This window comes from Ruminococcus sp. 1001136sp1 (genome assembly GCF_039841815.1).
GTDB classification, from domain to species: domain Bacteria; phylum Bacillota; class Clostridia; order Lachnospirales; family Lachnospiraceae; genus Blautia_A; species Blautia_A faecis.
The window spans coordinates 180,483-204,494 of the sequence record NZ_JBDPGY010000006.1 but is presented as its reverse complement, the minus strand read 5'-3'; the positions used below and the strand labels follow the sequence as shown (position 1 = coordinate 204,494).

The 24,012-nt window shown below is 43.4% G+C and carries 19 protein-coding genes and 1 tRNA gene; 6 read left to right on the top strand and 14 right to left on the bottom strand.

The annotated features are described in order from the left end of the window. Positions 1-39: 39 nt before the first annotated feature. The 3 genes from ABHC48_RS07475 to ABHC48_RS07465 form a co-directional block, all read right to left on the bottom strand. The gene (locus ABHC48_RS07475; RefSeq protein WP_195700414.1) at positions 40-765 is read right to left on the bottom strand and encodes a nitroreductase family protein; all 726 of its coding nucleotides are present in this window, start codon (positions 763-765) and stop codon (positions 40-42) included. A gap of 429 nt (positions 766-1,194) precedes the next feature. Then, positions 1,195-2,640, bottom strand: a complete 1,446-nt coding sequence (locus ABHC48_RS07470; protein ID WP_334285606.1) for a M20 family metallopeptidase — start codon at positions 2,638-2,640, stop codon at positions 1,195-1,197. Beyond that, positions 2,637-3,527, bottom strand: coding sequence for a 4Fe-4S binding protein (locus tag ABHC48_RS07465; protein WP_173717264.1), 891 nt, complete (start codon positions 3,525-3,527; stop codon positions 2,637-2,639). The genes ABHC48_RS07470 and ABHC48_RS07465 overlap by 4 nt, the downstream gene beginning before the upstream one ends. A 147-nt stretch (positions 3,528-3,674) precedes the next feature. Here ABHC48_RS07465 and ABHC48_RS07460 point away from each other — a divergent pair, with 147 nt between their 5' ends. Beyond that, complete coding sequence (locus ABHC48_RS07460; RefSeq protein WP_118582657.1) at positions 3,675-3,848, top strand: chorismate--pyruvate lyase; 174 nt, start codon at positions 3,675-3,677, stop codon at positions 3,846-3,848. 38 nt (positions 3,849-3,886) lie between these two features. Here ABHC48_RS07460 and ABHC48_RS07455 read toward each other — a convergent pair whose 3' ends face one another. Beyond that, positions 3,887-4,486, bottom strand: coding sequence for an HDIG domain-containing metalloprotein (locus ABHC48_RS07455; RefSeq protein WP_195700413.1), 600 nt, complete (start codon positions 4,484-4,486; stop codon positions 3,887-3,889). Positions 4,487-4,625: 139 nt separating this feature from the next. Then, complete coding sequence (locus ABHC48_RS07450; RefSeq protein WP_195700412.1) at positions 4,626-5,663, bottom strand: helix-turn-helix transcriptional regulator; 1,038 nt, start codon at positions 5,661-5,663, stop codon at positions 4,626-4,628. A 266-nt stretch (positions 5,664-5,929) separates the two neighbouring features. On the opposite strand from ABHC48_RS07450, the gene ABHC48_RS07445 reads away from it, so the two are divergent. From ABHC48_RS07445 to ABHC48_RS07430, 4 genes are all read left to right on the top strand, one after another. Beyond that, on the top strand, positions 5,930-6,949 hold the full coding sequence (locus tag ABHC48_RS07445; protein WP_195700411.1) for an ABC transporter substrate-binding protein: 1,020 nt from the start codon (positions 5,930-5,932) through the stop codon (positions 6,947-6,949). Positions 6,950-7,263: 314 nt separating this feature from the next. Beyond that, on the top strand, positions 7,264-8,163 hold the full coding sequence (locus tag ABHC48_RS07440) for an ARMT1-like domain-containing protein (protein ID WP_195700410.1): 900 nt from the start codon (positions 7,264-7,266) through the stop codon (positions 8,161-8,163). Positions 8,164-8,298: 135 nt separating this feature from the next. Further along, positions 8,299-9,411: a sn-glycerol-3-phosphate ABC transporter ATP-binding protein UgpC gene (gene ugpC, locus ABHC48_RS07435; RefSeq protein WP_118582627.1), complete on the top strand. Its 1,113-nt coding sequence runs from the start codon at positions 8,299-8,301 to the stop codon at positions 9,409-9,411. 224 nt (positions 9,412-9,635) lie between these two features. Next, positions 9,636-10,718: a helix-turn-helix domain-containing protein gene (locus ABHC48_RS07430; RefSeq protein WP_173717464.1), complete on the top strand. Its 1,083-nt coding sequence runs from the start codon at positions 9,636-9,638 to the stop codon at positions 10,716-10,718. Between the two features lie 293 nt (positions 10,719-11,011). Here ABHC48_RS07430 and glpK read toward each other — a convergent pair whose 3' ends face one another. From glpK to ABHC48_RS07405, 5 genes are all read right to left on the bottom strand, one after another. Continuing rightward, positions 11,012-12,520, bottom strand: coding sequence for a glycerol kinase GlpK (gene glpK, locus ABHC48_RS07425; RefSeq protein WP_195700409.1), 1,509 nt, complete (start codon positions 12,518-12,520; stop codon positions 11,012-11,014). Between the two features lie 744 nt (positions 12,521-13,264). Further along, positions 13,265-14,167, bottom strand: a complete 903-nt coding sequence (locus tag ABHC48_RS07420) for an undecaprenyl-diphosphate phosphatase (RefSeq protein WP_195699138.1) — start codon at positions 14,165-14,167, stop codon at positions 13,265-13,267. A 149-nt stretch (positions 14,168-14,316) separates the two neighbouring features. Then, positions 14,317-17,532, bottom strand: a complete 3,216-nt coding sequence (carB, locus tag ABHC48_RS07415; protein WP_187565431.1) for a carbamoyl-phosphate synthase large subunit — start codon at positions 17,530-17,532, stop codon at positions 14,317-14,319. Then, complete coding sequence (locus tag ABHC48_RS07410; RefSeq protein WP_195699137.1) at positions 17,532-18,608, bottom strand: carbamoyl phosphate synthase small subunit; 1,077 nt, start codon at positions 18,606-18,608, stop codon at positions 17,532-17,534. The genes carB and ABHC48_RS07410 overlap by 1 nt, the downstream gene beginning before the upstream one ends. Positions 18,609-18,844: 236 nt before the next feature. After that, a tRNA-Leu gene (locus tag ABHC48_RS07405) sits at positions 18,845-18,928 on the bottom strand. 267 nt (positions 18,929-19,195) lie between these two features. On the opposite strand from ABHC48_RS07405, the gene ABHC48_RS07400 reads away from it, so the two are divergent. Next, a complete protein-coding gene (locus ABHC48_RS07400) occupies positions 19,196-19,444 on the top strand; it encodes a helix-turn-helix transcriptional regulator (protein WP_118579639.1) in 249 nt (82 codons plus the stop codon). A 37-nt stretch (positions 19,445-19,481) separates the two neighbouring features. Here ABHC48_RS07400 and ABHC48_RS07395 read toward each other — a convergent pair whose 3' ends face one another. From ABHC48_RS07395 to ABHC48_RS07380, 4 genes are all read right to left on the bottom strand, one after another. Then, complete coding sequence (locus ABHC48_RS07395; RefSeq protein ID WP_173771091.1) at positions 19,482-19,946, bottom strand: signal peptidase II; 465 nt, start codon at positions 19,944-19,946, stop codon at positions 19,482-19,484. Positions 19,947-19,959: 13 nt separating this feature from the next. Further along, entirely contained in the window at positions 19,960-20,484 is a 525-nt protein-coding gene (locus tag ABHC48_RS07390; RefSeq protein WP_195699136.1) for a zinc ribbon domain-containing protein, read from the bottom strand. 107 nt (positions 20,485-20,591) lie between these two features. After that, positions 20,592-22,025: an ATP-dependent Clp protease ATP-binding subunit ClpX gene (gene clpX / locus ABHC48_RS07385; protein WP_195699135.1), complete on the bottom strand. Its 1,434-nt coding sequence runs from the start codon at positions 22,023-22,025 to the stop codon at positions 20,592-20,594. A gap of 164 nt (positions 22,026-22,189) precedes the next feature. Further along, positions 22,190-23,875: a trypsin-like peptidase domain-containing protein gene (locus tag ABHC48_RS07380; RefSeq protein ID WP_173719289.1), complete on the bottom strand. Its 1,686-nt coding sequence runs from the start codon at positions 23,873-23,875 to the stop codon at positions 22,190-22,192. Positions 23,876-24,012 lie beyond the last annotated feature (137 nt).

The following is a 24,012-nucleotide window of genomic DNA, read 5'->3' as shown; positions in this document are numbered from 1 at the left end:
CCTTTTCCCTGATATAAGTAATTCTAAAAACTGCAATATTCACTCAAACTGCTTCAGATATTCCCCCACCGACCGTGTCATTTCTTTTGAAAAATCGGAATTATATTTTCTTTTGCAGAAGGCTTTGCACCAGTCTTCGAAGGTGGAATTTTTGTATTGGTGACTCAACATTTCACGAAGTTCAGTGTCGTCCATACTGCGGTAGGTATTCTCATGGACAATATGTTCCTGTGCACATCTCTGGGGTTTAGGGCGATTCTTTTGCTGCTGGGTGGGCCAGCCAAATACCAGCATAACAGCTGGAAAAACATAATCAGGCAAGTTCAGAAGTCTTCTTTGTTTCTCATAATTTTCCATAATATCACCAATGTAGCAGGAACCGATACCAAAGCTCTCCGCTGCCACAACTGCATTTTGTGCGGCAATTGCCGTGTCTGTCACCGCAAGCATAAGGTCTCCTATACCTGGTTTTCTTGGCTCACAGCCAGCTTCCAGATATGCATCATACCACTTCTTGCAGTCAGCACAGAAAACCAGTACCATAGGTGCTTTCGCAATAAATGGCTGGTAGTCGCAGGTCTCAGATAAAGCCTTTTTCAATTTTTCATCTGTAATGTCCAAAATAGTATAAAGTTGCTGACAGCCTGCTGTAGGCGCCTGGGTTGCAGCTTCAAGGATGACCTTCTTCATCTCCTGCGGAATGGACTTTTCTTCGTATACGCGCATGGATTTTCTATTATATAAACTTTTTATAATTTCATTCATTTTAAATTTCTCCCTTTTCCTCTAAACAGCTATCATCGAATGACATAACCGTATAAAAATTATCTTTCTTCGATTTTTCTCACAAAAAACCAGATATTCCCAATAATAATACCGAGAAATATCTGTTTTTTCAAGTCAATATGGAGTCCACAATTTAAGCTGTCTGTGCGCTGCTTTTCATCATCCTGTAATAGCAGGGAATCAGCAGTGCACACACCGAACCAGGCCAGTGGACTGGCAATACAGACAGCCGTATAGCCATTCTTCAATAAAAAAACGATTCGGGTATTGTCATTTCTGATACAGATATTGACATTTTTTTAAGAAGTATTACAAAGTAATTTCCTAATCACGTAAAAAAGCCCTCGGATGCCAGAAACATTCGAGGACTTCTTCTTTTATTTTTATATTTAAACTTGTTGGGTTTGGTTAAATTGCTAACAAATTCTTAATTGCTTCCATATACACTTCCACAGCCTCTTCCATCTCGGAAACAAGAATGAACTCATCTGCACCGTGAATACGATAATCCACACCCAGCTTTTCCGGACCAAATGCAATAATATTTTTCAGAGATTTGGCATAGGTACCGCCGCCAATTACCATTGGCTCGTTCTCTGTGTCGCCTGTCACATCCACATAAGCCTTGTACAGGGCCTTTACCAGTGGAGATTCTCTTGGGAAGAACAACGGATTACCGATTTCCCCCACCTCAATACGGCCATTTTCATCTTCCAGATTACCCTCTATACGATTCAGAATATTATCCTTTTTGAAGGTTACAGGTACACGGATGTCGATGGTGCAGGAAATCACACCATTCTCTGTTTTTACGATTCCATTGCAGAAGGTCAGCTCACCAAATTCATCGGCAATTTTAAGGCCAACACCGGAGCCATCACAGGCAGTTCCAATGTGCTGATTATAAAATTTAACAAAATCGTCTTCAAAGCCTGCCTTTGCAAGACATTCCATGGTAACACCTGCTGCGTTGATACCAAGTGTCGGGGTGCTGGCATGAGCCGGTACGCCTTTTGCATAAATGGTGATCTGGTTTTCGGCTTCCGTAACTTTATATTCCTGCAGTTTTGTTTCGGAAAGCATCTGCTCCAGTTTCTCCTTAAGACCAGCTTCCGCCGGAATCACAGTGGTACAGTTATCGCATACTGCATTAGAAACAAAGCCACCATTCATGGAGATAATTCTGGTATTTTTGGAATATGCCATCATGGACATATAGCCTTTTTCACCATGAATACATGGGAAATTTGCATCAGGTGTAAAGCCGCAGGATAACTCTTCCTCTACCTCATTATAATGTGCCATACATTTGGAACCGGTCTCCTCATTGCATCCCATGATCAGACGGACTCTTTTGTTCAGTTTCACACCGGAATCCTTTAGAAGTTTCATCGCATAGAGAGCTTCAATTACAGGTCCTTTGTCATCTGTAGTTCCACGTCCGTATACATGGTCGCCATCTCGTGTCAGCTTAAATGGATCGTAGGTCCAGTCACCACCTACAGGTACAATATCAAGATGACCTGCAATACCTACGATTTCCTCGCCTTCTCCCATTTCGGCGTAACCACAGTAATTATCAAGATTTACGGTTTTAAAACCAAGCTCTCTGGCAATTTCAAGCCCGATCTCAAGTGCCTCTGCCGGTCCTTCTCCGAAAGGTTTCCCCTCTGACGGGGTGCCAAGCTGGGAATCAACGGCAACCAGCTTTCCAAGATTTTCAAGCATTTCCTCAGATAATGCATGGATCTGTTCTCTTGTATTCATAGATGTTATATTTCCTCCAAATTCTATTTTATCTGTGCAGAGCATTTCCACCAATTGTAATGACTCTCCCGGGTAACGTCTTTTCACAGCTGCTCCAACAGCTGCTTCTCCACATTTTCAAAGCCAATTCTCTCAATAGTCTCCGCAAAACGTTCTCCCTTTATTCCATTGTCACGGAAGAAAAGAATGGCCTTTTCAATTACATCCAGGGCTTCTTCTTTGGATGTAAAAATCCGGCCAAGGGCTTTTCCCTGAGATACTTTTTTACCCCAGCGTCCACCTATGTATATCTTATAGCCGTAAGCGCCGTCCTCAATGGTATGGAACGGACATTTTCCAACACAGCGGCCGCAGTTTTTACATATGTTTTTGTCAATCTGAATCTTCCCATCAACCACCTTTGCCACTTTGTTTGGACAGGCAGCCTCAATGGCACATTTCTTGCAGCCTTTACATACATCTGCATTGACGTTTGGAATTCTCTGTCCAATAATTCCTACATCATTCAGGTCTGGTTTCACACAGTTATTCGGACAGCCACCCACTGCAATCTTAAATTTATGCGGAAGTGCAACCTCCCTGTAGCCTTCATAAAAACGTCTGTAAATTTCTTCTGATACTGCATAGGAATCCAGAAGTCCATACTGGCATGTAGTTCCTTTGCAGGACACTACAGGACGTACCTTAGCCCCTGTTCCACCTGTTACCAGGCCTTCCTTCGCTATAAATTTCTGAAATTCTTCAATCTTGTCATAAGGAATTCCTGGGATTTCCACAGAGAGTCTGGTGGTATACAAAAGCTCACCGTTTCCGAATTTTTCTGCTGCATCTGCCATACAGCGATGCTGTGCTGCAGTTACTTTTCCATTTGTCGTGAGAACTCTTGCAGAAAACAGATCGGTTCCTCTGTTATTCAGAAAGCCCATTCCTTTTACTCTTTTTTCATCCTCCGGGCTGATTGTTAATGCTGACATTTTTGATACCTCATTTCCTGTTACTATTCACTGATAATTTTTTCATCTGTGAATTCTATTATAGCACCTGAATTGGTGTTTGAAAAACGTTTTTCTCTGTGGTATTCTATAAGCATATAAATAATACAAACCAGAGGGATAATTTCTATGTTAATTTGTGATTATATTGTAGAATCTATTGACGGCGACTACGCTCATCTGCGCAGGACAGATCTTCCCGAGGAAGAACTGAAGCTGGTAGCAAGAGCGCTTCTGCCATTTGACATTACAGAAGGATGCAGATTACATTATGAAATGATGCAGTATACCATAGTTGACTGATATACTGCATAGTAATTCATTCGATTGTAAAACAACATTCAGGCATTTTCCAGTTCCGCATTAATCGTATCTTCACTGGCTGCCATTGCCTGCAGTGTCATAGTCAGCAGTTTTTCCAGGTCCCAGCCAAGCTGCTGCGCACCGCGCTCAATTACTTCCCTGGAGCAGCCTGCTGCAAAACCTTTGCTTTTGTACTTTTTCTTCAAGGATTTCAGTTCCATATCCTTAGTGCTCTTGGACGGACGCATTAATGCTGCTGCCCAGATCAATCCGGTAAGTTCATCTGCTGCAAAAAGCACTTTTTCCATCTCCTGTTCCGGTGCTACATCGATTGTTACACCGCAGCCTACGGTTATTCCATATCCGTGAGATACCACACTGTGTATCACATCTTCGCCTACCCCTGCCTCGCGAAGCATTTCCGGTGCTTTCAGGCAATGCTCTTCCGGATAAAGCTCGAAATCAATGTCGTGAAGAAGCCCTACGATTCCCCAGTATTCAGCATCCTCTCCATATCCCAGTTCGTTTGCATACCATTTCATGACAGCTTCCACAGTCAATGCATGCTGGATATGAAATGGATCCTTGTTGTATTTTTTTAGTAATGCAAAAGCCTCGTCTCTTGTGATTGTTTCCATTGTTGTCACTCCTCGTTTGTCTTTCTATACTCTATTTGCCACATAAGCATGTTCATGATTTTGAATAAAAGAAAAAACCTTGCATATACTATACATCGTTCTTTTTTTATATACAACCATTTTAAGGAAAGTGATAATTTTAATTCCCTGATAACAATTTTTCCCAGGGTTCATATCCTTTCATATAAGCAAACTCTTCTGCGTTTCTGAAGCCTTCCAGCAATTCTTTTTTCATTTCTTCCGTATATGGATTTTCAACTTCCTGGAATTTCATATGTTTGTATAATTGGGATTCCTGAAAATCACATATGGTATCCACATTGTTCAGCAATTGCTTTGCAACCTGGAAAGTACCCTCCACATTGTTCTCTGCGGTCACAACATTCAACATTGCTGCACATTCATTGTATTTTCCCATATCAAATCCTGAAGCTAATGTACACATTTTCTCTGCCAGAAACCTTGCGTATCCATGATCTTTTTCCTCAAGAGCCTTAGTAATCATGATTCCAAAAGCCAAATTCAAGGTGGTATACTCTGAAAAAACAGCCTTTTCCAGCATCTCAAATGCCTCTTCTTTTTTCCCCTGCTTCATATATAATTGTCCCTGCTTCACCTTTTTCATGGGATCATAATCGGAAAAATAGTTTAAATATTTTTCTGCCATTTCATAATTCTTTTTTCGCAAATAGAAGCCGAACAGGGAATCAGCTGCATAGTGCTGAATTTTTTCATCTTTATCACTCAGCGCCATTTCGTACCAGGAATTGATCTGCTCATCGTACCTGTCCGGATTCTCGCACATGCCAATGATCCGGCGCGAATCAAGCATTACCGCAATCTGCCAGATCAGCAGATTGCAGTTTGGATATTCTTTTATGGTATTTACAGCCCACTGATAAGTCTTCTCAAAGCCTTCCTCAGAAAACATTTTGTCCATTTTGTGGATCAACTCTTCGATTTCAAAGTCAGTCAGATTTTCGCGAAAAGACAGCAGGGTATCAATGGAAATATGCAGTAATCTTGCAATAGGAGCTAACAATTCAATATCAGGATTGGAGTTCCCATTTTCCCACTTATTCACCGCCGGAGTGGTTACTCCCAGACGGTTTGCCATTTCTTCCTGCGTGTAACCTAATTCTTTTCTATATTTTTTAATCACATTTCCAATATTCATTTTATTTTTCTCCTGATTGAAATTCCAAAAGCTTTTGTGATTAAAGCATAGCAGAATTGACAGATGAGCACAATTGAATTGTTGTTAAATACATTTCATATTTTTTAACTGTTAGGAAAGTTAAAAATTCAATTACAAATTTTATCAGAAAAGGCAGGTAAATAACTTTTCTCGACCCTCTTTTTAAGCTTTGCAATATACTTATTACGAACATCTTTCCCATATTTTGCATATCCTAACAGCAGAAGTCAAAAAGGAGTCTCTGTATGAAGAATAAAAAATGGATCTCACTGGCAGCAGCTGTGATTCTTGCAGTAACTGCACTGCCAGCCACAGTCTTTGCTGCAAAGGATGGAGAATCAAAAGAGGAGCTTACAAAGGTTACCTTAAACGAAGTGGCGCATTCAATTTTCTATGCACCGCAATATGTGGCGATTGAAGAAGGGTATTTCGCAGAGGAAGGGCTGGATCTGACACTTGTCACAGGATTTGGTGCGGATAAGACTATGACTGCTGTCATTTCCGGAGAAGCTGATATTGGATTTATGGGGGCCGAGGCATCTATCTATGCCTATCAGGAAGGTGCCACTGATCCGGTTGTGAATTTCACACAGCTCACCCAGAGGGCTGGAAACTTCCTTGTGGCAAGGGAAGAAATGCCGGATTTCTCATGGGATGATCTGAGAGATAAGAGAGTTCTTGGCGGTCGTAAAGGTGGCATGCCGGAAATGGTATTTGAGTACATTTTAAAGAATCATAATATTGATCCGGCGTCGGATCTGGAAATCGACCAGAGTATTGATTTTGGTTCCACTGCAGCTGCATTTACCGGCGACATGTCAGCAGATTTTACTGTTGAATTTGAGCCTTCTGCAACCGCCCTGGAAAAAGAAGGAAAAGGCTATGTAGTGGCTTCTCTGGGCGTGGATTCCGGCTATGTCCCCTATACCTCTTACAGTGCAAAGACCAGCTTTCTTAACGAAAACCCACAGATTATCCAGAGCTTCACAAACGCCCTTCAAAAAGGCATGGACTATGTACAAAGCCATTCCCCTGAGGAAATTGCGCAGGTGATTTCCCCTCAATTCCCGGAAACAGATATGGATACCCTTACCACAATTGTCAAGCGTTATTATGAGCAGGATACCTGGAAAGAAAATCTGGTATTTGAAAAAGATAGCTTTGAGCTGCTGCAGGATATTCTGGAAAGTGCCGGAGAATTGGAAAAACGGGTGGATTACGAACAGTTGGTTACCACAGAGTTTGCAAATGCAGCCATAAACTAACTTATACAACAGCTTACAGATGCCAATAGATAATAAAGAGGTATAGCCACTTCTATTCACGGCTATACCTCCAACTTTAAGCATAATTTTTACATTCAAAGATTCTATTCAATAGTTTTTTCCACATTTGTACTCTCCCGTTACTGAGCATTTCTTTAATTACACTGAATCTTATCCATTTTAATTGAATCATATCAATCTGAGAAATTTAATACAAGATTATTTTTTCATACTGTTTTCCGATTTCATGATTTCTGTTATAATATTTTTTAACTGATAACTTCTTTTCAGAGTTTATTACAAAGGAGGCATCTATGAAATTAAATCCAAAATGTATGACCTGTCAGCTTCGCAAGCAGGAAGCTAAAATCCGTCATTTTGACGATGAGGACAGGAAGAAACAATATATGGAAAAAATCCGCCGACGTTTTGACCAGCCAAAGGAGGAGGACTGCGTTCCCAGCATTTCCACAGAGCTGAAAAAGTTCTACTGTTCCTTCTGGGGTGTTCCCATGGAGGATTTTTCCGGGATTAACAGAGAGTACGATCAGCTTATGCTGGATCTGGAAGAAGATCTTCTCTCTGCCATCCGCTATTCTGCGGATCCATTAAGGGCTGCACTTATTTACGCCCGCACTGGCAACTATATTGATTTTACCGCGCTTCCGGAAGTCAGCAAGGAAACTGCACTATCTCTTATTAAAAGTGAAAACAAAGATGAACTGGATGAACAGGAATACAGGACTTTCTGCCAGGACATGAAAAAAGCATCAAATGTTGTATATATTACCGATAACTGCGGCGAAATCGTCCTTGATAAGATTGCCATTCAGATGCTGAAGAAAACATTTCCGAATATACGGGTCACAGCGCTGGTGCGCGGTCTGCCTGCCGGAAACGACGCTACTATGGAGGATGCGGAATTCTGCGGTCTCACAGATATTGTCCCTGTGCTGGGAAATGGCAGTGATGTGGGAGGCACCTGGTTTCATGGAATCAGTGCACATGCCCGGGAGCTTTTGCAGAGCGCAGACGTCATTTTAGCCAAAGGCCAAGGCAATTATGAGACCATGCATGGCTGCGGACTGAACATCTACTACCTGTTTTTGTGCAAATGTGACTGGTTTCAGCAGCTTTTTCATGCAAAATTACTACAAGGAATGTTCATAAATGAGAAGCGGGCGCCAAAGGCTACTGCTTTTTCGTCAGATTGACAAGAAACTGTTTAAAAGTTTGTACGATTCTGCCCTAGCCCTTTTGGATGGTTTTCGCTATACTAACATCAGATGAAAAAAGCATCGAAACAATTTTGATTATAATAATTAATTTAGAAATTTGGAGGAAAAATCATGGCAAGCTTATCATTACAGCACATTAACAAAACTTACCCGAATGGTTTCCAGGCAGTTAAAGATTTCAACCTTGAAATCGAAGACAAAGAGTTCATCATCTTCGTTGGACCATCTGGATGTGGAAAATCTACAACACTTCGTATGATCGCAGGTCTTGAGGAGATCAGCGGTGGTACATTAAAGATTGGTGACAAGGTTATGAACGATGTAGAGCCGAAAGACCGTGATATCGCAATGGTTTTCCAGAACTACGCTCTGTATCCTCATATGACAGTATATGATAACATGGCATTTGGTCTGAAACTTCGTAAAGTTCCGAAAGATCAGATTGACAAAGCTGTTAGAGAAGCAGCCAGAATCCTTGACCTTGAGAAACTTCTTGATCGTAAACCGAAGGCTCTTTCCGGTGGACAGAGACAGCGTGTTGCTATGGGACGTGCTATCGTTCGTAATCCTAAGGTATTCCTTATGGATGAGCCTCTTTCCAACCTGGATGCTAAGCTTCGTGTTCAGATGCGTATTGAGATTTCCAAGATCCATCAGAGACTGGGCGCAACAATCATCTATGTAACACATGACCAGACAGAGGCTATGACCCTTGGTACCAGAATCGTTGTTATGAAAGATGGTGTTGTTCAGCAGGTTGATACACCACAGCACCTTTATGAGCAGCCAGGCAACCTGTTCGTTGCAGGATTCATGGGATCCCCGCAGATGAACTTCCTTGACGCTCAGATTGCTGAAAAAGGCGGCGACCTTATTGCTAAAGTTGGTGAGTATGACATCGTTATCCCGGCAGCGAAAGCGAAAGTGCTGAAAGACGGCGGTTATGTTGGCAAGACAGTTGTTCTTGGTATCCGTCCAGAGGATATTCATGATTCCCAGATGTTCATCGAAGCTTCTCCAAGCGTTCCAATGACATCTACCGTTAAAGTTTATGAGCTTCTTGGTGCTGAAGTATTCCTGTACTTCGATGTAAACGGAACTCAGGTTACAGCACGAGTTGATCCTCGTACAAACTCCAAGACAGGCGATACAATCAAATTCGCATTCGATATGGAGAAATCTCACTTCTTTGATAAAGAGACAGAGCTTACTATCTGCAACTAATATTTAGAAGAATGAATTTAGTTAGGCCTCAGGGGTTTTCCCCTGGGGCTTTTTTGTGGTATACTATGAGCACTTAATGAGCGTAAGCCCACAGGTGCAGTGCGAATTTAGTGCGAATGCACACCCAGACACTTAGCAAGTCCAAGCCACAGACGCCGGACGCGCTTCGTGTGAACGCACACCTTGAGCAAACTTTATTACTTTTCTACTAAAGGAGCACACCTATGAAATTACTTCAGATTCTCCAGAAATGTCTGGAAGACTGGAAGAATATCAGTCATCTGGATTTCTGCCTTGTAAATTTAGATAACACTATTTATATCAGCACCTGCGACAGAGCCCTTCCATCTGAAGAGAAGCTGGAAGAATTTAAGGAAGATGAGGCGCTGTGTATTTCCAATATGAACTGCCGGCTGTATAAAGTGACAGAGAGTCACCAGCTTCAGTATATCCTGATTGTATGGGGAAATTCAGAGGCCGCTTCCACCATCGGGGAACTGGCTGTCTGCCAGATTGAGAGCCTGCTTACCGCTTACATGGAAAAGAGCGACAAAAACGTATTTATGCAGAATCTTCTCCTTGGCTCCTATTCTGAGGTAGACGCTTTTAACCGTGCGAAAAAGCTTCATATTACAACCACTGTACGGCGTGCTGTTTTCCTGGTGGAGACCAAACAGAGCAAGGACGAAAATGCCCTGGCTACCATCCGTAATATTTTTGCAGCTAAGACAAGAGATTTTATTACTGCTATCGACGATTCCGGAATTATTATTCTCCGTGAGCTCCAGCCTTCTGAGGATTATTCCGATCTGGATGATATTGCCCATATGCTGGTGGACATGCTGAATACAGAGGCCATGACTTCCGCCTGGGTTTCCTACAGCAATATTGCAGATGACCTAAAGCAGCTCCCGGATGCTTATAAGGAAGCGAGAACTGCCCTGGAAGTGGGCAAGATTTTCTATACTGGCAAAAATGTTTTCGGATATAACCGCCTGGGAATCGGACGTCTTATTTATCAACTGCCGGTGGAGATCTGCGAGATGTTTATCGATGAGTTTTTCAAAGAAGAGACTCTGGATTCTATTGATGACGAAACACTCGCTACCATCCGCACCTTCTTCGAAAACAACCTGAATCTTTCCGAAACCTCCAGACAGCTTTACGTACACCGAAATACACTGGTGTACCGCTTCGAAAAGCTGCAGAAAAAATTCGGGCTGGATATCCGAACCTTTGAGGATGCGTTAACGTTTAAGTTAGCGATGATGGTGGTGAATTATATTAAGTATAAGAAAGCAGAATAAAATTCCCCCTCTTAAACAATCATTTTTAACTTAACAATTTCTCTTTTAGTGGCTTTTTCAATTTGCCGACTCTGTTCTTCTGTCAGCTGCTGATTCCTATTCAAAGTAACTGTCTTGATCAAAGTAAATGCTACTTTCTTGAAAGACTGTCCATAGAGCAGAAAGGAGATTCTGGGAAACCTGAAATTGCTCTATGGTCAGATCTATTTTCTTTATTATACATGTTAAAGTGGATTTTAAATCACACGTTTATTGTAAAGTGTAAAAATAAATTCCTGATTATGTGGCATTTTTTACTTATATTCTTCTTCATCCTTCGCCCACTCAAACGTACACTTCACAGCCTTCTTCCACCCTTTCAGCTTCTTCTTACGCTCCTCTTCTGTCATCTGTGGGGTGAACTGACGGCCGATCTGCCAGTTGCTTTTTACTTCGGAGGCGTCTTTCCAGAAACCGGTGGCGAGCCCTGCAAGATAAGAGGCGCCAAGGGCGGTGGTTTCGATGCAGCTAGGGCGGACTACCTGAGTGTCGAGAAGGTCAGCCTGGAACTGCATGAGGAAGTTATTGGCGCTGGCGCCACCGTCTACGCGGAGGGCGCTGAGATCAATGCCAGAATCCTTCTCCATGGCTTCCAGAACGTCGTGTACCTGATAGGCCAGGGACTCTACCGTGGCACGCACCAGATGAGATTTTCCTGCGCCTCTGGTAAGACCAAGGATAGCGCCTCTTGCATACTGATCCCAGTATGGTGCACCGAGACCTGTGAACGCAGGAACCACGTATACGCCGTTTGTGTCCGGCACTGACAGACAATATTTCTCAGAATCCGGGGAACTCTCCAGAATTCCCACTTCGTCTCTCAGCCACTGAATAGCAGCACCTGCCACGAAAACACTTCCCTCCAGGGCATATCCCGGTGTTCCGTCTGCTTTCACTGCGATGGTGGTAAGAAGTCCGTTCTTTGACTCTACTGCCTTATCTCCTGTATGCATAAGCATAAAGCAGCCGGTACCATATGTATTCTTTACATCACCTGACTCAAAGCAACACTGTCCGAAAAGAGCTGCCTGCTGGTCTCCTGCCGCCCCGGCAATTGGGATTCTGCCCCCGATCAGGTTCTCATTGGTATAACCATAAATACAACTGCTTGGCTTCACTTCCGGCAGCATGCACTCTGGGATATCCAGGTATTCCAGAATCTCTTTATCCCATTTTCTCTCATGGATGTCAAAAAGCATGGTTCTGGAAGCGTTGGTGTAATCCGTCACATGAACTTTCCCTTTTGTCAATTTCCAGATCAGCCAGGTATCTACTGTTCCAAAGAGAAGTTCCCCATTCTTCGCACGCTCTCTGGCACCTTCTACATGATCCAGGATCCATTTCAGTTTCGTTCCGGAAAAATAGGCGTCCGGAATCAGACCGGTTTTCTTTCGAACCAACTTTGACATGCCGTCTTTTTCCATCTTCTCAATCATATCAGCTGTTCTGCGACACTGCCATACAATTGCCGGATAAACCGGCTCTCCTGTCTTCTTATCCCACACAATCGTAGTCTCTCGCTGATTCGTGATTCCGATAGCGTGAATATCCTCTGCATCTACACTGATCTTACTCATGGCTTCTGTAGCCACTGAAATCTGGGAGGACCAGATTTCCTTCGGATCATGTTCCACCCAGCCTGGCTTCGGGTAATACTGTTTGTACTCTTTCTGTGCTACGCTGCACATATTTCCCTTTTTATCAAATAAAATACATCTGGAACTGGTAGTTCCCTGGTCCAATGCCATTATATATTTTCCCATAGTACACCTCGTTTACTTTGCTTGAATTATTTATATTATAGCCTATTTTCACATACAAGAAAATACCTTAACTTGTTATTTAATGTGTTGAAAGTTGTTCAAGGCGGACGCATTCGGGCAATGGTGATTGCTCACTCGCCGGCGCAACGCTCCAGCGAACTAACTGCTAACTGCGACTAAATCGTTCAGGAGAGCCTTCACGATTAAGTCTCCGTAAGCAGTGGATTTCGCCTACGCTAAAACCGCGCCTGAAATGGCTCGCTAGAGCAATCACCATTGCCCGAATGCTGTGTACTGGCTGGGACTTATTTGTGCGTAGGAACTTTCGACAGAGGGGGAGGGGGAGTGATTGGTTTCCCGATACTTTCTTGGCAATGATAGATTGGCAAAAAACAATAAAGTTGCGGGATACCAACTACTTCACCCCACCCCCGTTGTTGTCGTTACTGTTTCTTTCTTCCCTTTCCAGTAACCAGCGATTTTGCAATGTATATTCGCAAGCCGCGCATTTTAGGAGCGGTTTTAGTGGAGGCGAGATCCATGACTTACGGAGACTTAGGCGCGAAGGCTTTCCTGAGCGTCTTAGTCGCAGTTAGTCATTAGCTTGCCGGAACGTTGCGACGCGCGGCGGTGAATATACATTGTGAAATCGCGTCCGGGATAATGACCAACACATTAAATAGCAAAAACGCCAACCTGCAAATTTTCCCCTGCAGGCTGACGCCGAAATTTCTTATATGTAATTTATGCCAGTAAAATCTTACCAATAAAGTAAACCAAAACCAGCGCACCAAGTACGATTCTGTACCATCCAAATGCCTTGAAATCATGTTTCTTGATATAGCCCATCAGGAACTTGATTGCCAGGATAGAAACTACAAACGCTACCACCATACCGATCACCAGAATCAGCACCTCTGTACCGGTAAATCCAAAACCGAATTTCACAATCTTCAGAAGGCTGGCTCCGAACATAACCGGGATTCCAAGGAAGAAGGTGAACTCAGCTGCAACGGTACGGGAAGTACCAACCAGGATTCCTCCAATGATGGTAGAACCAGATCTGGATGTTCCTGGAATAACGGAAAGCACCTGAAAACAGCCGATGAGAAACGCCGTCTTGAAAGATAAATCTTCCAGACTTGTGCACTGCGGCTCTCTGCTTTTATTATAGTTTTCCACAATAATAAACAGAACACCATAGACGATCAGTGCAATGGCAACAACCACATAGTTATTAAAATGTTCTTCAATGAAATCATCAAACGGAAGTGCGATCACAATGGTCGGCAGACATGCTACCACAATCTTAAACCACAGCACCCATTTCTCTTTATCGCAGAAGCGCTCCACAAAATTCAGGATCACCTGTGCCCATTTGGGCTTCTTCGCAATAGCCATCTGGGTTCTTCTTGGAAGCTTCTTTATGTAAAAAGGCCACAGCTTATTCCAATACAAAACAACAACTGCAAGGATGGCTCCAAGCTGGATTACAACCAGAAATACGTCCATAAAATCCTGTGAAACATTCAAATGAATAAATTCATCAACCAGGATCATATGCCCGGTGCTGCTGATAGGGAGCCACTCAGTAATTCCCTCAACAATACCCAGGAAAATTACCTTTAAAAGTTCGATAATATCCATTTCTACCCCTTTCTAACTTCAACAAAATGAGGACGGAGACCTGAACTTCTCCGTCCTCTTTAGTATATTACACAACTTTGCTTTCGTAAACTTGTATTTTGCATTTTTCGCAAAATTTAGCCTTTGTTTAATGTCTTAGAGCGTGTTTATTACCTTCTTGCAATAGTCGCAATATCAATCAGGCTCAGCTTGTTAGCATCTGTGTTTTCCAGACTTGTTACCAGAGCCTCTGCAGTATCGAGGCTGGTAAGAACGTTTACTCCCGTCTCAATAGCATTACGTCTGATCACGAAACCATCCTTCTGATGCTCAACACCCTGGGATGGGATATCAATAACCACATCAATCTTATGACCAAGAATCAAGTCCATAAGGTTCGGTGCAGGCTGCTCCAGCTTGTTGGTACGGATCACCTTAACACCATGCTCTTTCAGAGTATTGGCTGTTCCTCTTGTGGCATAGATACGGTATCCAAGTGCCTCAAATCTCTTAGCGATCGGTACAGCGTCCTCCTGCTCTTCCGGTCTTACAGTCATGATCATGTTCTTATACTTCGGCAGACGGATTCCAGCTCCAAGGAATGCTTTGTAAAGAGCCTCATTGAAGGTCTCTGCAATACCAAGGCACTCACCGGTAGATTTCATCTCCGGTCCAAGGCTGATATCAGCGCCGCGGATCTTCTCGAAGGAGAATACCGGCATCTTGATGGCAATGTGTTTTGCCTCTGGCTGAAGACCAGGCTCATAGCCCATATCTTTCAGTTTGTATCCAAGGATTACCTTGGTTGCCAGCGGTACAATCGGGATTCCGGTAACTTTGCTGATGTAAGGTACGGTACGGCTGGAACGTGGATTAACCTCGATTACATATACATCATCCCCAAGAACGATGAACTGGATATTGATCATACCCACTACATGAAGTGCTCTTGCAAGACGTCTGGTGTACTCTGCAATAGTCTCTTTGGCTTTCTCGCTGATGGTTCTTGCCGGATATACGGAAATACTGTCACCGGAGTGGATTCCGGCACGCTCAATATGCTCCATAATACCAGGAATCAGGATGTCCTCGCCATCGCAAACGGCATCAACCTCGATTTCTTTTCCCATCAGGTACTTGTCAACAAGAATCGGATGCTCCTGTGCAATCTGGTTGATCACACCAATGTACTCTTCCACATCCTCATCGCTTACAGCAATTCTCATGCCCTGTCCGCCAAGTACGTAGGAAGGACGAACCAGAACCGGATAGCCCAGCTCATTTGCTGCTTTCTTCGCTTCTTCTGCGGTAAATACAGTGTGTCCCTTCGGTCTCGGGATCTGACATTTCTCCAGGATTTCATCGAACAGCTCACGGTCCTCAGCAGCGTCTACATTCTCAGCAGATGTTCCAAGGATCTTTACGCCCATCTTGGTAAGGGCTTCTGTCAGCTTGATGGCGGTCTGTCCACCGAACTGTACAACAGCTCCGTCCGGTTTCTCAATATTTACAATATTCTCAACATCTTCCGGTGTAAGAGGCTCGAAATACAGTTTATCTGCAATATCAAAGTCTGTACTAACTGTCTCTGGGTTGTTGTTGATAATGATAGTTTCATATCCTTCTTTTGCAAAAGCCCAGGTACAGTGTACAGAGCAGAAGTCAAACTCAATACCCTGTCCAATACGGATCGGGCCGGAGCCAAGTACCAGGATCTTTTTCTTATCCGGTGTGGCAATTGCCTCATTCTCAGTGCCTTCATCACCATATACAGAATAGTAATATGGAGTTGCAGCTGCAAACTCTGCTGCACAGGTATCTACCATCTTATAAGCAGCCTTGATACCGTAATCTGCACGAAGATCTTTGATCTCTTCTTCTGTTTTGCCTGTAAGACGGGCAATGATGTAGTCCGGGAACTCCATACGTTTTGCTTCCAAAAGAAGCTCTTTGGTAAGTTTTCTGGTCTTCAGGGCATTTTCCATTCCAACAAGGATTGCCAGCTTGTCAATGAACCAGATGTCGATCTGGGTAATGTCATGAAGCATGGACTGCGGCATACCACGGCGGATTGCTTCTGCAATCTTCCAGATTCTGCGGTCGTCCACGATTGCCAGCTCATCCAGCAGTTCCTCATCTGTAAGCTGTGTAAAATCGTAAGACATCAGACTGTCAACATGCTGCTCCAAGGAACGGATTGCTTTCATAAGAGCACCCTCAAAGTTATGGCAGATACTCATAACCTCACCGGTAGCTTTCATCTGAGTGGTAAGGGTTCTCTTAGCTGTGATAAATTTATCAAATGGAAGTCTCGGGATCTTAACAACACAGTAGTCAAGCATCGGCTCGAAACTTGCGTATGTTTTTCCAGTGATGGCATTTGGGATCTCATCCAGTGTATATCCAAGTGCGATCTTCGCTGCAACCTTTGCGATCGGGTAACCAGTTGCCTTACTTGCAAGTGCAGAGGAACGGCTTACACGAGGGTTAACCTCGATAACACAGTATTCGAAGCTGTCTGGTTTCAGTGCGTACTGAACGTTACATCCGCCTGTAATTCCAAGCTCTGTGATAATGTTCAGAGCAGAGGTACGGAGCATCTGGTACTCTTTGTCTCCAAGAGTCTGGGACGGAGCAACTACGATGGAGTCTCCTGTGTGGACACCAACCGGGTCAATGTTCTCCATATTGCAGACAGTGATGCAGTTTCCTGCACTGTCACGCATTACCTCATACTCGATTTCTTTCCAGCCTGCGATACAGCGCTCTACCAGAACCTCCCCAACACGGGAAAGACGAAGACCATTCTCCAGGATCTCACGAAGCTCGTATTCATTGTGGGCAATTCCGCCGCCGCTTCCGCCAAGGGTGTAAGCAGGACGAAGAACAACCGGATAGCCAATGGTATTGGTAAATGCAAGACCATCCTCTACTGTGGTAACGACCTTGGAGGCTGCAACCGGCTCGCCGATTTTCTCCATGGTATCTTTGAATTCCTGACGATCCTCAGCTTTCTTAATGGTCTGGGCTGTAGTACCGATCAGTCTTACATTATGTTCTTTCAGGAAGCCTTTCTCATCCAGCTCCATGGCAAGGTTCAGACCTGCCTGACCGCCCAGGGTAGGAAGAACGCTGTCTGGCTTCTCTTTCAGGATCAGCTGCTCTACCACTTCTACGGTAAGAGGCTCAATGTAAACACGGTCTGCAATATCTTTATCTGTCATGATTGTAGCCGGATTGGAGTTCAGAAGAACAACCTCCAGACCTTCTTCTTTCAGGGAACGGCAGGCCTGTGTTCCTGCGTAGTCAAACTCTGCTGCCTGGCCGATGATGATCGGACCTGAACCAATAACAAGTACTTTTTTAATGTCTTTATTTCTTGGCATTATTTATTTCCTCCCATCATATCCATAAATCTGTCAAACAGGTAACTGGAATCCTGCGGTCCCGGGCATGCCTCCGGATGGAACTGTACAGTGAAAATATTCTTTCCAACGTATGCCATTCCTTCGTTTGTTCCGTCATTTACGTTCACAAATGCAGGATGAGCAATGTTTTTCTCCTCAAGGTCCTTGGCATCTACTACGTAGCCATGATTCTGGGAAGAGATGTAAACTCTGCCTGTTGTAAGGTCTTTTACCGGATGGTTTCCACCGCGGTGACCATATTTCATCTTATAGGTATCTCCGCCTGTTGCAAGTGCCATCAGCTGATGTCCAAGACAGATTGCAAAAATCGGAACATCGGAATCGTAAAGTTTCTTTACTTCTTTAATAATAGAAGCGCATTCTTTCGGGTCTCCAGGGCCATTGCTGAGCATGATTCCGTCCGGATGATCTCCAAGGATCTCCTCGGCCGGTGTAAGAGCCGGGTAAATAGTTACCTGACATCCGCGCTTGTTCAAGGAACGGGCAATATTACGTTTCGCACCAAAATCCATGAGGGCTACCTTCGGACCATTTCCAGGAAGGATTTCTTTCTCACGGCAGGTTACTTTTTCCACTACTTTACCAGTTGTATATGCTTTTAACTTGGGGAGAATTGCGTTTAAGTCATAATTTTCATCCACTGTGATCATACCGTTCATGGTACCTTTCTCACGGAGGATCTTGGTAAGAGCTCTGGTGTCGATTCCTGCGATTCCAGGAATATCATGCTTAGTCAAGAAATGCTGAATGGTATCAACGCTTCTGAAATTGCTTGGAACACGGGATAATTCACGTACGATAAATGCGTCGATCCACGGTCTGGTGGATTCCTGGTCATCATAACAGATTCCGTAATTTCCTATTAATGGATAGGTCATGCATACCGCCTGTCCTGCGTAAGACGGGTCTGTCATTACTTCCAGATAACCGGTCATGGAAGTATTAAAAACGATCTCGCTGATGACTTCCCTTGCAGAACCAATGCTGGTTCCTGTAAATACATGGCCATCTTCTAATATCAGAAATGCTTTCATACAATCTCCCTTTCTTATGTCATTTTCTTTCTTATTTTATCCTAAATCTTCAAGATTGTATCATAGCAAAATGCTTTTTTCAACAAAATATGAGCAAAAAAAAATTCTGTTGTGCTTAAAAAAATTGCACAACAGAAAAAAGCTACTGGATCCGAGTCTGAATAAAAGAGACATCCTGTGCCTCACAGCCAACCTTATACGCAACTCTGGTATTCGTAACAAAAGAAAAAAAATAATGCAGGAGATGGGACTTGAACCCACACGATCTTGCGACCACAGGCACCTGAAGCCTGCGCGTCTGCCAATTCCGCCACTCCTGCATTTCTTATGTTTCAATCGCTCTCTCGCGACTGCTTGATTATAATACAACACATTCAGTCAAATGTCAACACTAATTTTCAAAAAAATTTGAAAAATTTAAAAAATATATTTTTGTATCTTTTAGGATTCCGGCATAGATTTGTTCTTAGTCCATTTTGGTCTTTTTAACTATTCCAAGGGAACCGCAATTTATAATGAAATCAACCGTTATCCACCTGTGGCTGACGGCTGATACTATTTATACTTTTACACCAGAGAAATGAAATATGACGTACAAAAGAATCAGAGAGCTGCGGGAAGATCATGATCTGACACAGAAATATATGGCTCACTATCTCAATGTGATCCAGCGTACCTACTCACGTTATGAACGAGGGGAAAGAATCATCCCTCCTGATGTCTTATGCAAAATTGCAGACTTCTATAATGTAAGTGTAGATTATCTGCTGGAACGCACAGATACAAAGCAGCCTTATCCTCCCTCACTGCTCTCCCGAAAAACAAAAGACACCTAGCGCACTGTGCCAGGTGTCTTTTGTTTTCTGTCTCAGATTATTTTTTCCTATATGAAAATAAATTTCCTGCTGCCCACAGAATGGTACCTGCAGCAATACATACGTCAGACAGATTAAATACGATCTTACGAATTTCTTTTTTCTTCACATTCAGGCTCACATAATCTGTAACATATCCTTTATTTCGACGGTCTGTGTAGTTGGACATTCCACCACCCAGGATCATGGCAAGACCGGCTCTGCTAAGCTTATTTCCGCCGTGGAGAAGCTGGTGCCAGTATTCCCCTGCCACACAGCCCATACCGGCTGCTGCAAGCTCCTGGCAATTCTCCCTGCCGATTTTTACCTTACCAAGAATCTTATCTTTATTGTGACAGTTCCGAAGGAGCAGTCTGCCTCCCAGTACTTCTTCTTTGCTTCCCTGAAGGCGGGTACTGTCAATATGTTCTTTTATCTTATAATCCAACAGAAAAATTCCGCCGGCAATTGTTAGCGAAAGCATAAATGCAGCCTCCTTATTTACCTGGAAAATCCTGACCACTTTTCTCAGTTTCTGTTGAGACCCTTTCTTCCTCTGTACCTGCCTCATTCTCTGCCTGCTTCTCTTCTGTCTCTTCTACAGGTTCTGCAGTCTCAGTGTCCACCACATCGCCCTCAGCTTTCTCTGGTTCCGGAGTCGGGCATACAGAGCCACAGTATGGACAAAAGGAGACACTTCTGTCTACAGATTTTCCACATGCCGGACAGATTTTCCGTCCCTTCATCTCCGCTGCTGCATCCTTATATCCGTCAATAATATCCAGATGCTGCTCAATCTCTTCACAGAACCCTTTAAGAGCTTCTTCTACTTCTGCACCTTCTTTGTACTTCTCAAAGATCACATTTCCAATGTCTGCTTTCAGTTTCTGTACCATCTGCTCTTCACTGGAAATCTTGCTTCTGATCTTCTGTGCCTCATAAAGCTGACCGGCTTTTTTTCCAAGATCCTTGGTTGTCCTTGTAATTGTGTCACTTAACTCGTCAAAAAAATCGCGTGCCATAATACCATCTCCTTTACATATAAAAAGTGTTGTAACTATTCAGTACTTTTACGGCTAAAAGCTGTCTCCTGAACAGCTGCAAAGTGATGAAACACCTGTTTCCCTGTCTACTGAGCCATCCCGATCAGGGGAATTTCCTGTCCGCGAAGCAGGATTCTCGGACCGCCTGTACCTTCAATATATTCTCTGGTAATGATCACCTGTCCAATACTGTCATCTTTCGGAATCTCATACATGATATCCAGCATATATTCCTCCAGAATGGCGCGAAGACCTCTGGCTCCAGTATGCTTCTCCAGTGCCTTGACCGCAATCGCGTGAAGCGCATCCTCCTCATAATCCAGCTTCACCTCATCCAGGGCAAGGAGCTTCTGATACTGTTTCAAAATTGCATTCTTCGGTTCCTTCAGGATCTGCACTAACATATCCTCATTCAGTCCGTCCAGTGTATATATAATCGGCAGACGTCCTATAAATTCCGGAATCATGCCAAATGCACGGATATCATCTACTGTTACCTTCTCCAGAATATGTGGATCATTGTCATATTTGTCCTTCAGGTCTGCGTAAAAGCCGATAGATGCCTGCTTATTCAGTCTCTCCTTGATAATATTCTCCAGATCCGGGAATGCCCCTCCACAGATAAACAGAATATTTCTGGTATTTACCGTTACCATAGGAACCATGGCATTTTTGCTGTTGGCTCCGACCGGCACCTCTACCTCGCTTCCCTCCAGAAGCTTCAAAAGTCCCTGCTGAACCGCTTCACCGCTTACATCACGCTGATTGGTGTTCTTTTTCTTGGCCAGCTTGTCAATCTCATCAATAAAGACAATCCCATGCTCTGCTTTCTCCACATCATTATCTGCTGCAGCAAGAAGCTTGGAGATCACACTCTCAATATCGTCACCAATATAGCCTGCCTCTGTAAGAGAAGTAGCATCTGCAATAGCCAGCGGCACGTCCAGAAGTCTGGCAAGAGTTTTTACCAGGTAGGTCTTTCCGCATCCGGTAGGTCCGATCATCAGCATATTGGACTTCTCTATCTCAATCTCATCCATAGTGTCTGTAGCCACACGCTTATAATGATTATAGACAGCAACAGACATTACTTTCTTGGCTCTCTCCTGACCAATTACATATTCGTCAAGGCTTGCCTTGATCTTATGTGGTGCCGGGATCTTCTTAAGATCAATCTCTGGCCTGGCATCTTCTTTTTTCTTCTTTACTTTCTTCGGACGAGGAATTGCATCCTGAATACTGCCAAGATTGATCATACTCACATTAGGCATATTAAGAAGATCGTTCAGATTCAGTCCGTTATTCATCTGCTGGGTCATGGTGTCAAAGCTTTTCTGCATACAATCATTACAGATATGTATATTGTTAGGAAGCTCGATCATTTTGCCTGCCTGGCTCTCCGGACGATGACAGAGAAAACAGAATTTCTCATAATCGCTGTCATCTTCGTGATCATCGTTCTTCTCTGTTATATCGCCATCGATGATTTCGTCTTTTTCATCGTCAAAATGTTCAGTCATATAATTATTTCCTTTCCTGCTGCTGTTATCAGGCTAACCAGCAGTCTTTCCTATCTTATGTAAAAATCATTTTTGTTTTCTTATTGTACCATACTTTTCTCTGATTTAGAAATTAACTTTTTATAAAATGTGAAAAGGGGAGCCTTATCAGCTCCCCTTGCATATTACTGATTACCATCCGGTCTTGCACTCAATGTAACAGTTACTGTCGATTCCTCATACTCTCCGTTATTTAACCGTGCCACCTCAATTTCGATTTCTTCACCAGCTGAATAATACTGAAGCTTATCGTTGATATCAGCCTTACTTGAAACCTTCTGGCCATCCAGCTTGGTAATAATATCACTTTTCTGGATTCCGGCATTATCTGCTGCCTCTCCCGGATACACATCCATAACAAATGCACCAGATGGCATATTATACATCTGGATCGCTTCTCTGGAAAGATCGGCGAATTTAACTCCCAGATAGCCAATCTGTGACTCATCTGAAACTTTATCCCTTGTCTTACGATTCATAAGTTCTTCCAGAATGGGCTGTGCCTTGGAAATCGGAATGGCATATCCGGTTCCCTCTATACTGCTTGATGCAATTTTGGCACAGTTAATTCCAATCAATTCTCCCTGCATATTTAAAAGGGCACCACCACTGTTGCCAGGATTAATTGCTGCATCTGTCTGGATCAGCTCCTCATAAGTATTGGAATCGGACTGAACAGTGCGATCCAGGGCACTTACCCAGCCAGATGTTACAGTCTGACCATAACCAAGTGCATTACCAATGGCAACCACCTGCTCACCAACAGCAAGATCATCCGAATTGCCAAGCTGGGCAATTTTAATCTGGCTCATGGTTTCTTCCGGAATGTCACTTTTTTCAACTGCAATCACCGCAAGGTCTGTATCCTCGTCAGTTCCTTTTATCTTTGCGGAAACTGCACCATCAATATTCAAGTCTCCATTTCCATTTATATAATTCTCAGTTTCCTGTTCTGCACTTACCACATCACTTCCGATAAAGCAGACACTCAGTGTAGTAGCGCCCTCCACTACATGATTGTTGGTAGCAATGAGAAGTTCATCATCATTCTCTCCGACAATAATACCAGAACCGCTTCCTGTACTGGGATATTCCATTCCATAGCCGAAAAAGCTGCGAATTTCCTGCATGCTTACTGAAGTGATTGCCACGACTGAGGGCATTGCAGCCTGGGCAACCCCTGCAACGGGACCTTTTTCATTTGCTACGATTTCTGCATTGATGCCTTCGCCTGCATCTGTGCTTTCTTCTGCCGTGGTACTGGCAGATGCTGAAGAAGTAAGTGTCTCTGCAGACCCTACTGCAGTCTGAGTTTCTTTCTTAAAATATTTATCCGACACCATATTCACTGCCTGAAATACCAGACCTGCCACCAGACCAAAAATCACAGCCAGCGTAATAGTATTTCCTGCTTTCCTTCCAAAACCGGAAGATGCTGCCTTATCATTATGAAGTCTGTGATGTCTTCCTTTCTTTTTTTCCTCAGGCTTCTTCTCCTGTTCATCAACCTGATAATGCGCATATCTGGGTTCCGAAGATTGGGACTCAAAACCGCTGTCTTTGGATGAATTTCCGGAAGTATCTGAATTATTGCTGGAAGCGTAATAATTTCCATTGTCTGTGCTTCCTGCACCATCTGAATTTCTGCTGCTGGTATATTTGTAATGATAAGTTACATTTTCATTCAATTCATCTTCGGGGGCCGCTGTCTGATCCGATGCAGCCGATCCGGATTCATCTGTATTCTCTGGCTGTTGGGAGCTGCCATCCGTTTTCTCTGGCTCCTGTCCCCAATTCCATTCATCACTCATTTTCTGCTCCCTTCTATGTTCATAAACAGTGCTGCTGTTCACGTTGGAATCTGCAGCATTCTGTAACATTTTCTTTTATTTATGATACAAGTTTAGCAAGCAATTGTGTTGAAAATGTGATAGATTCATTAAGAAAA

Coding starts and splice junctions, on each gene's coding strand:
- ABHC48_RS07445 (WP_195700411.1), top strand. CDS start 5,930: ATGAAGAATAAAAAATGGATCTCACTGGCAGCAGCTGTGATTCTTGCA.
- ABHC48_RS07455 (WP_195700413.1), bottom strand. CDS start 4,486: ATGGAAACAATCACAAGAGACGAGGCTTTTGCATTACTAAAAAAATAC.
- ABHC48_RS07430 (WP_173717464.1), top strand. CDS start 9,636: ATGAAATTACTTCAGATTCTCCAGAAATGTCTGGAAGACTGGAAGAAT.
- ABHC48_RS07465 (WP_173717264.1), bottom strand. CDS start 3,527: ATGTCAGCATTAACAATCAGCCCGGAGGATGAAAAAAGAGTAAAAGGA.
- ABHC48_RS07380 (WP_173719289.1), bottom strand. CDS start 23,875: ATGAGTGATGAATGGAATTGGGGACAGGAGCCAGAGAAAACGGATGGC.
- clpX (WP_195699135.1), bottom strand. CDS start 22,025: ATGACTGAACATTTTGACGATGAAAAAGACGAAATCATCGATGGCGAT.
- ABHC48_RS07450 (WP_195700412.1), bottom strand. CDS start 5,663: ATGAATATTGGAAATGTGATTAAAAAATATAGAAAAGAATTAGGTTAC.
- glpK (WP_195700409.1), bottom strand. CDS start 12,520: ATGGGAAAATATATAATGGCATTGGACCAGGGAACTACCAGTTCCAGA.
- ABHC48_RS07460 (WP_118582657.1), top strand. CDS start 3,675: ATGTTAATTTGTGATTATATTGTAGAATCTATTGACGGCGACTACGCT.
- ugpC (WP_118582627.1), top strand. CDS start 8,299: ATGGCAAGCTTATCATTACAGCACATTAACAAAACTTACCCGAATGGT.
- ABHC48_RS07410 (WP_195699137.1), bottom strand. CDS start 18,608: ATGAAAGCATTTCTGATATTAGAAGATGGCCATGTATTTACAGGAACC.
- ABHC48_RS07400 (WP_118579639.1), top strand. CDS start 19,196: ATGACGTACAAAAGAATCAGAGAGCTGCGGGAAGATCATGATCTGACA.
- ABHC48_RS07420 (WP_195699138.1), bottom strand. CDS start 14,167: ATGGATATTATCGAACTTTTAAAGGTAATTTTCCTGGGTATTGTTGAG.
- ABHC48_RS07395 (WP_173771091.1), bottom strand. CDS start 19,946: ATGCTTTCGCTAACAATTGCCGGCGGAATTTTTCTGTTGGATTATAAG.
- carB (WP_187565431.1), bottom strand. CDS start 17,532: ATGCCAAGAAATAAAGACATTAAAAAAGTACTTGTTATTGGTTCAGGT.
- ABHC48_RS07475 (WP_195700414.1), bottom strand. CDS start 765: ATGAATGAAATTATAAAAAGTTTATATAATAGAAAATCCATGCGCGTA.
- ABHC48_RS07440 (WP_195700410.1), top strand. CDS start 7,264: ATGAAATTAAATCCAAAATGTATGACCTGTCAGCTTCGCAAGCAGGAA.
- ABHC48_RS07390 (WP_195699136.1), bottom strand. CDS start 20,484: ATGGCACGCGATTTTTTTGACGAGTTAAGTGACACAATTACAAGGACA.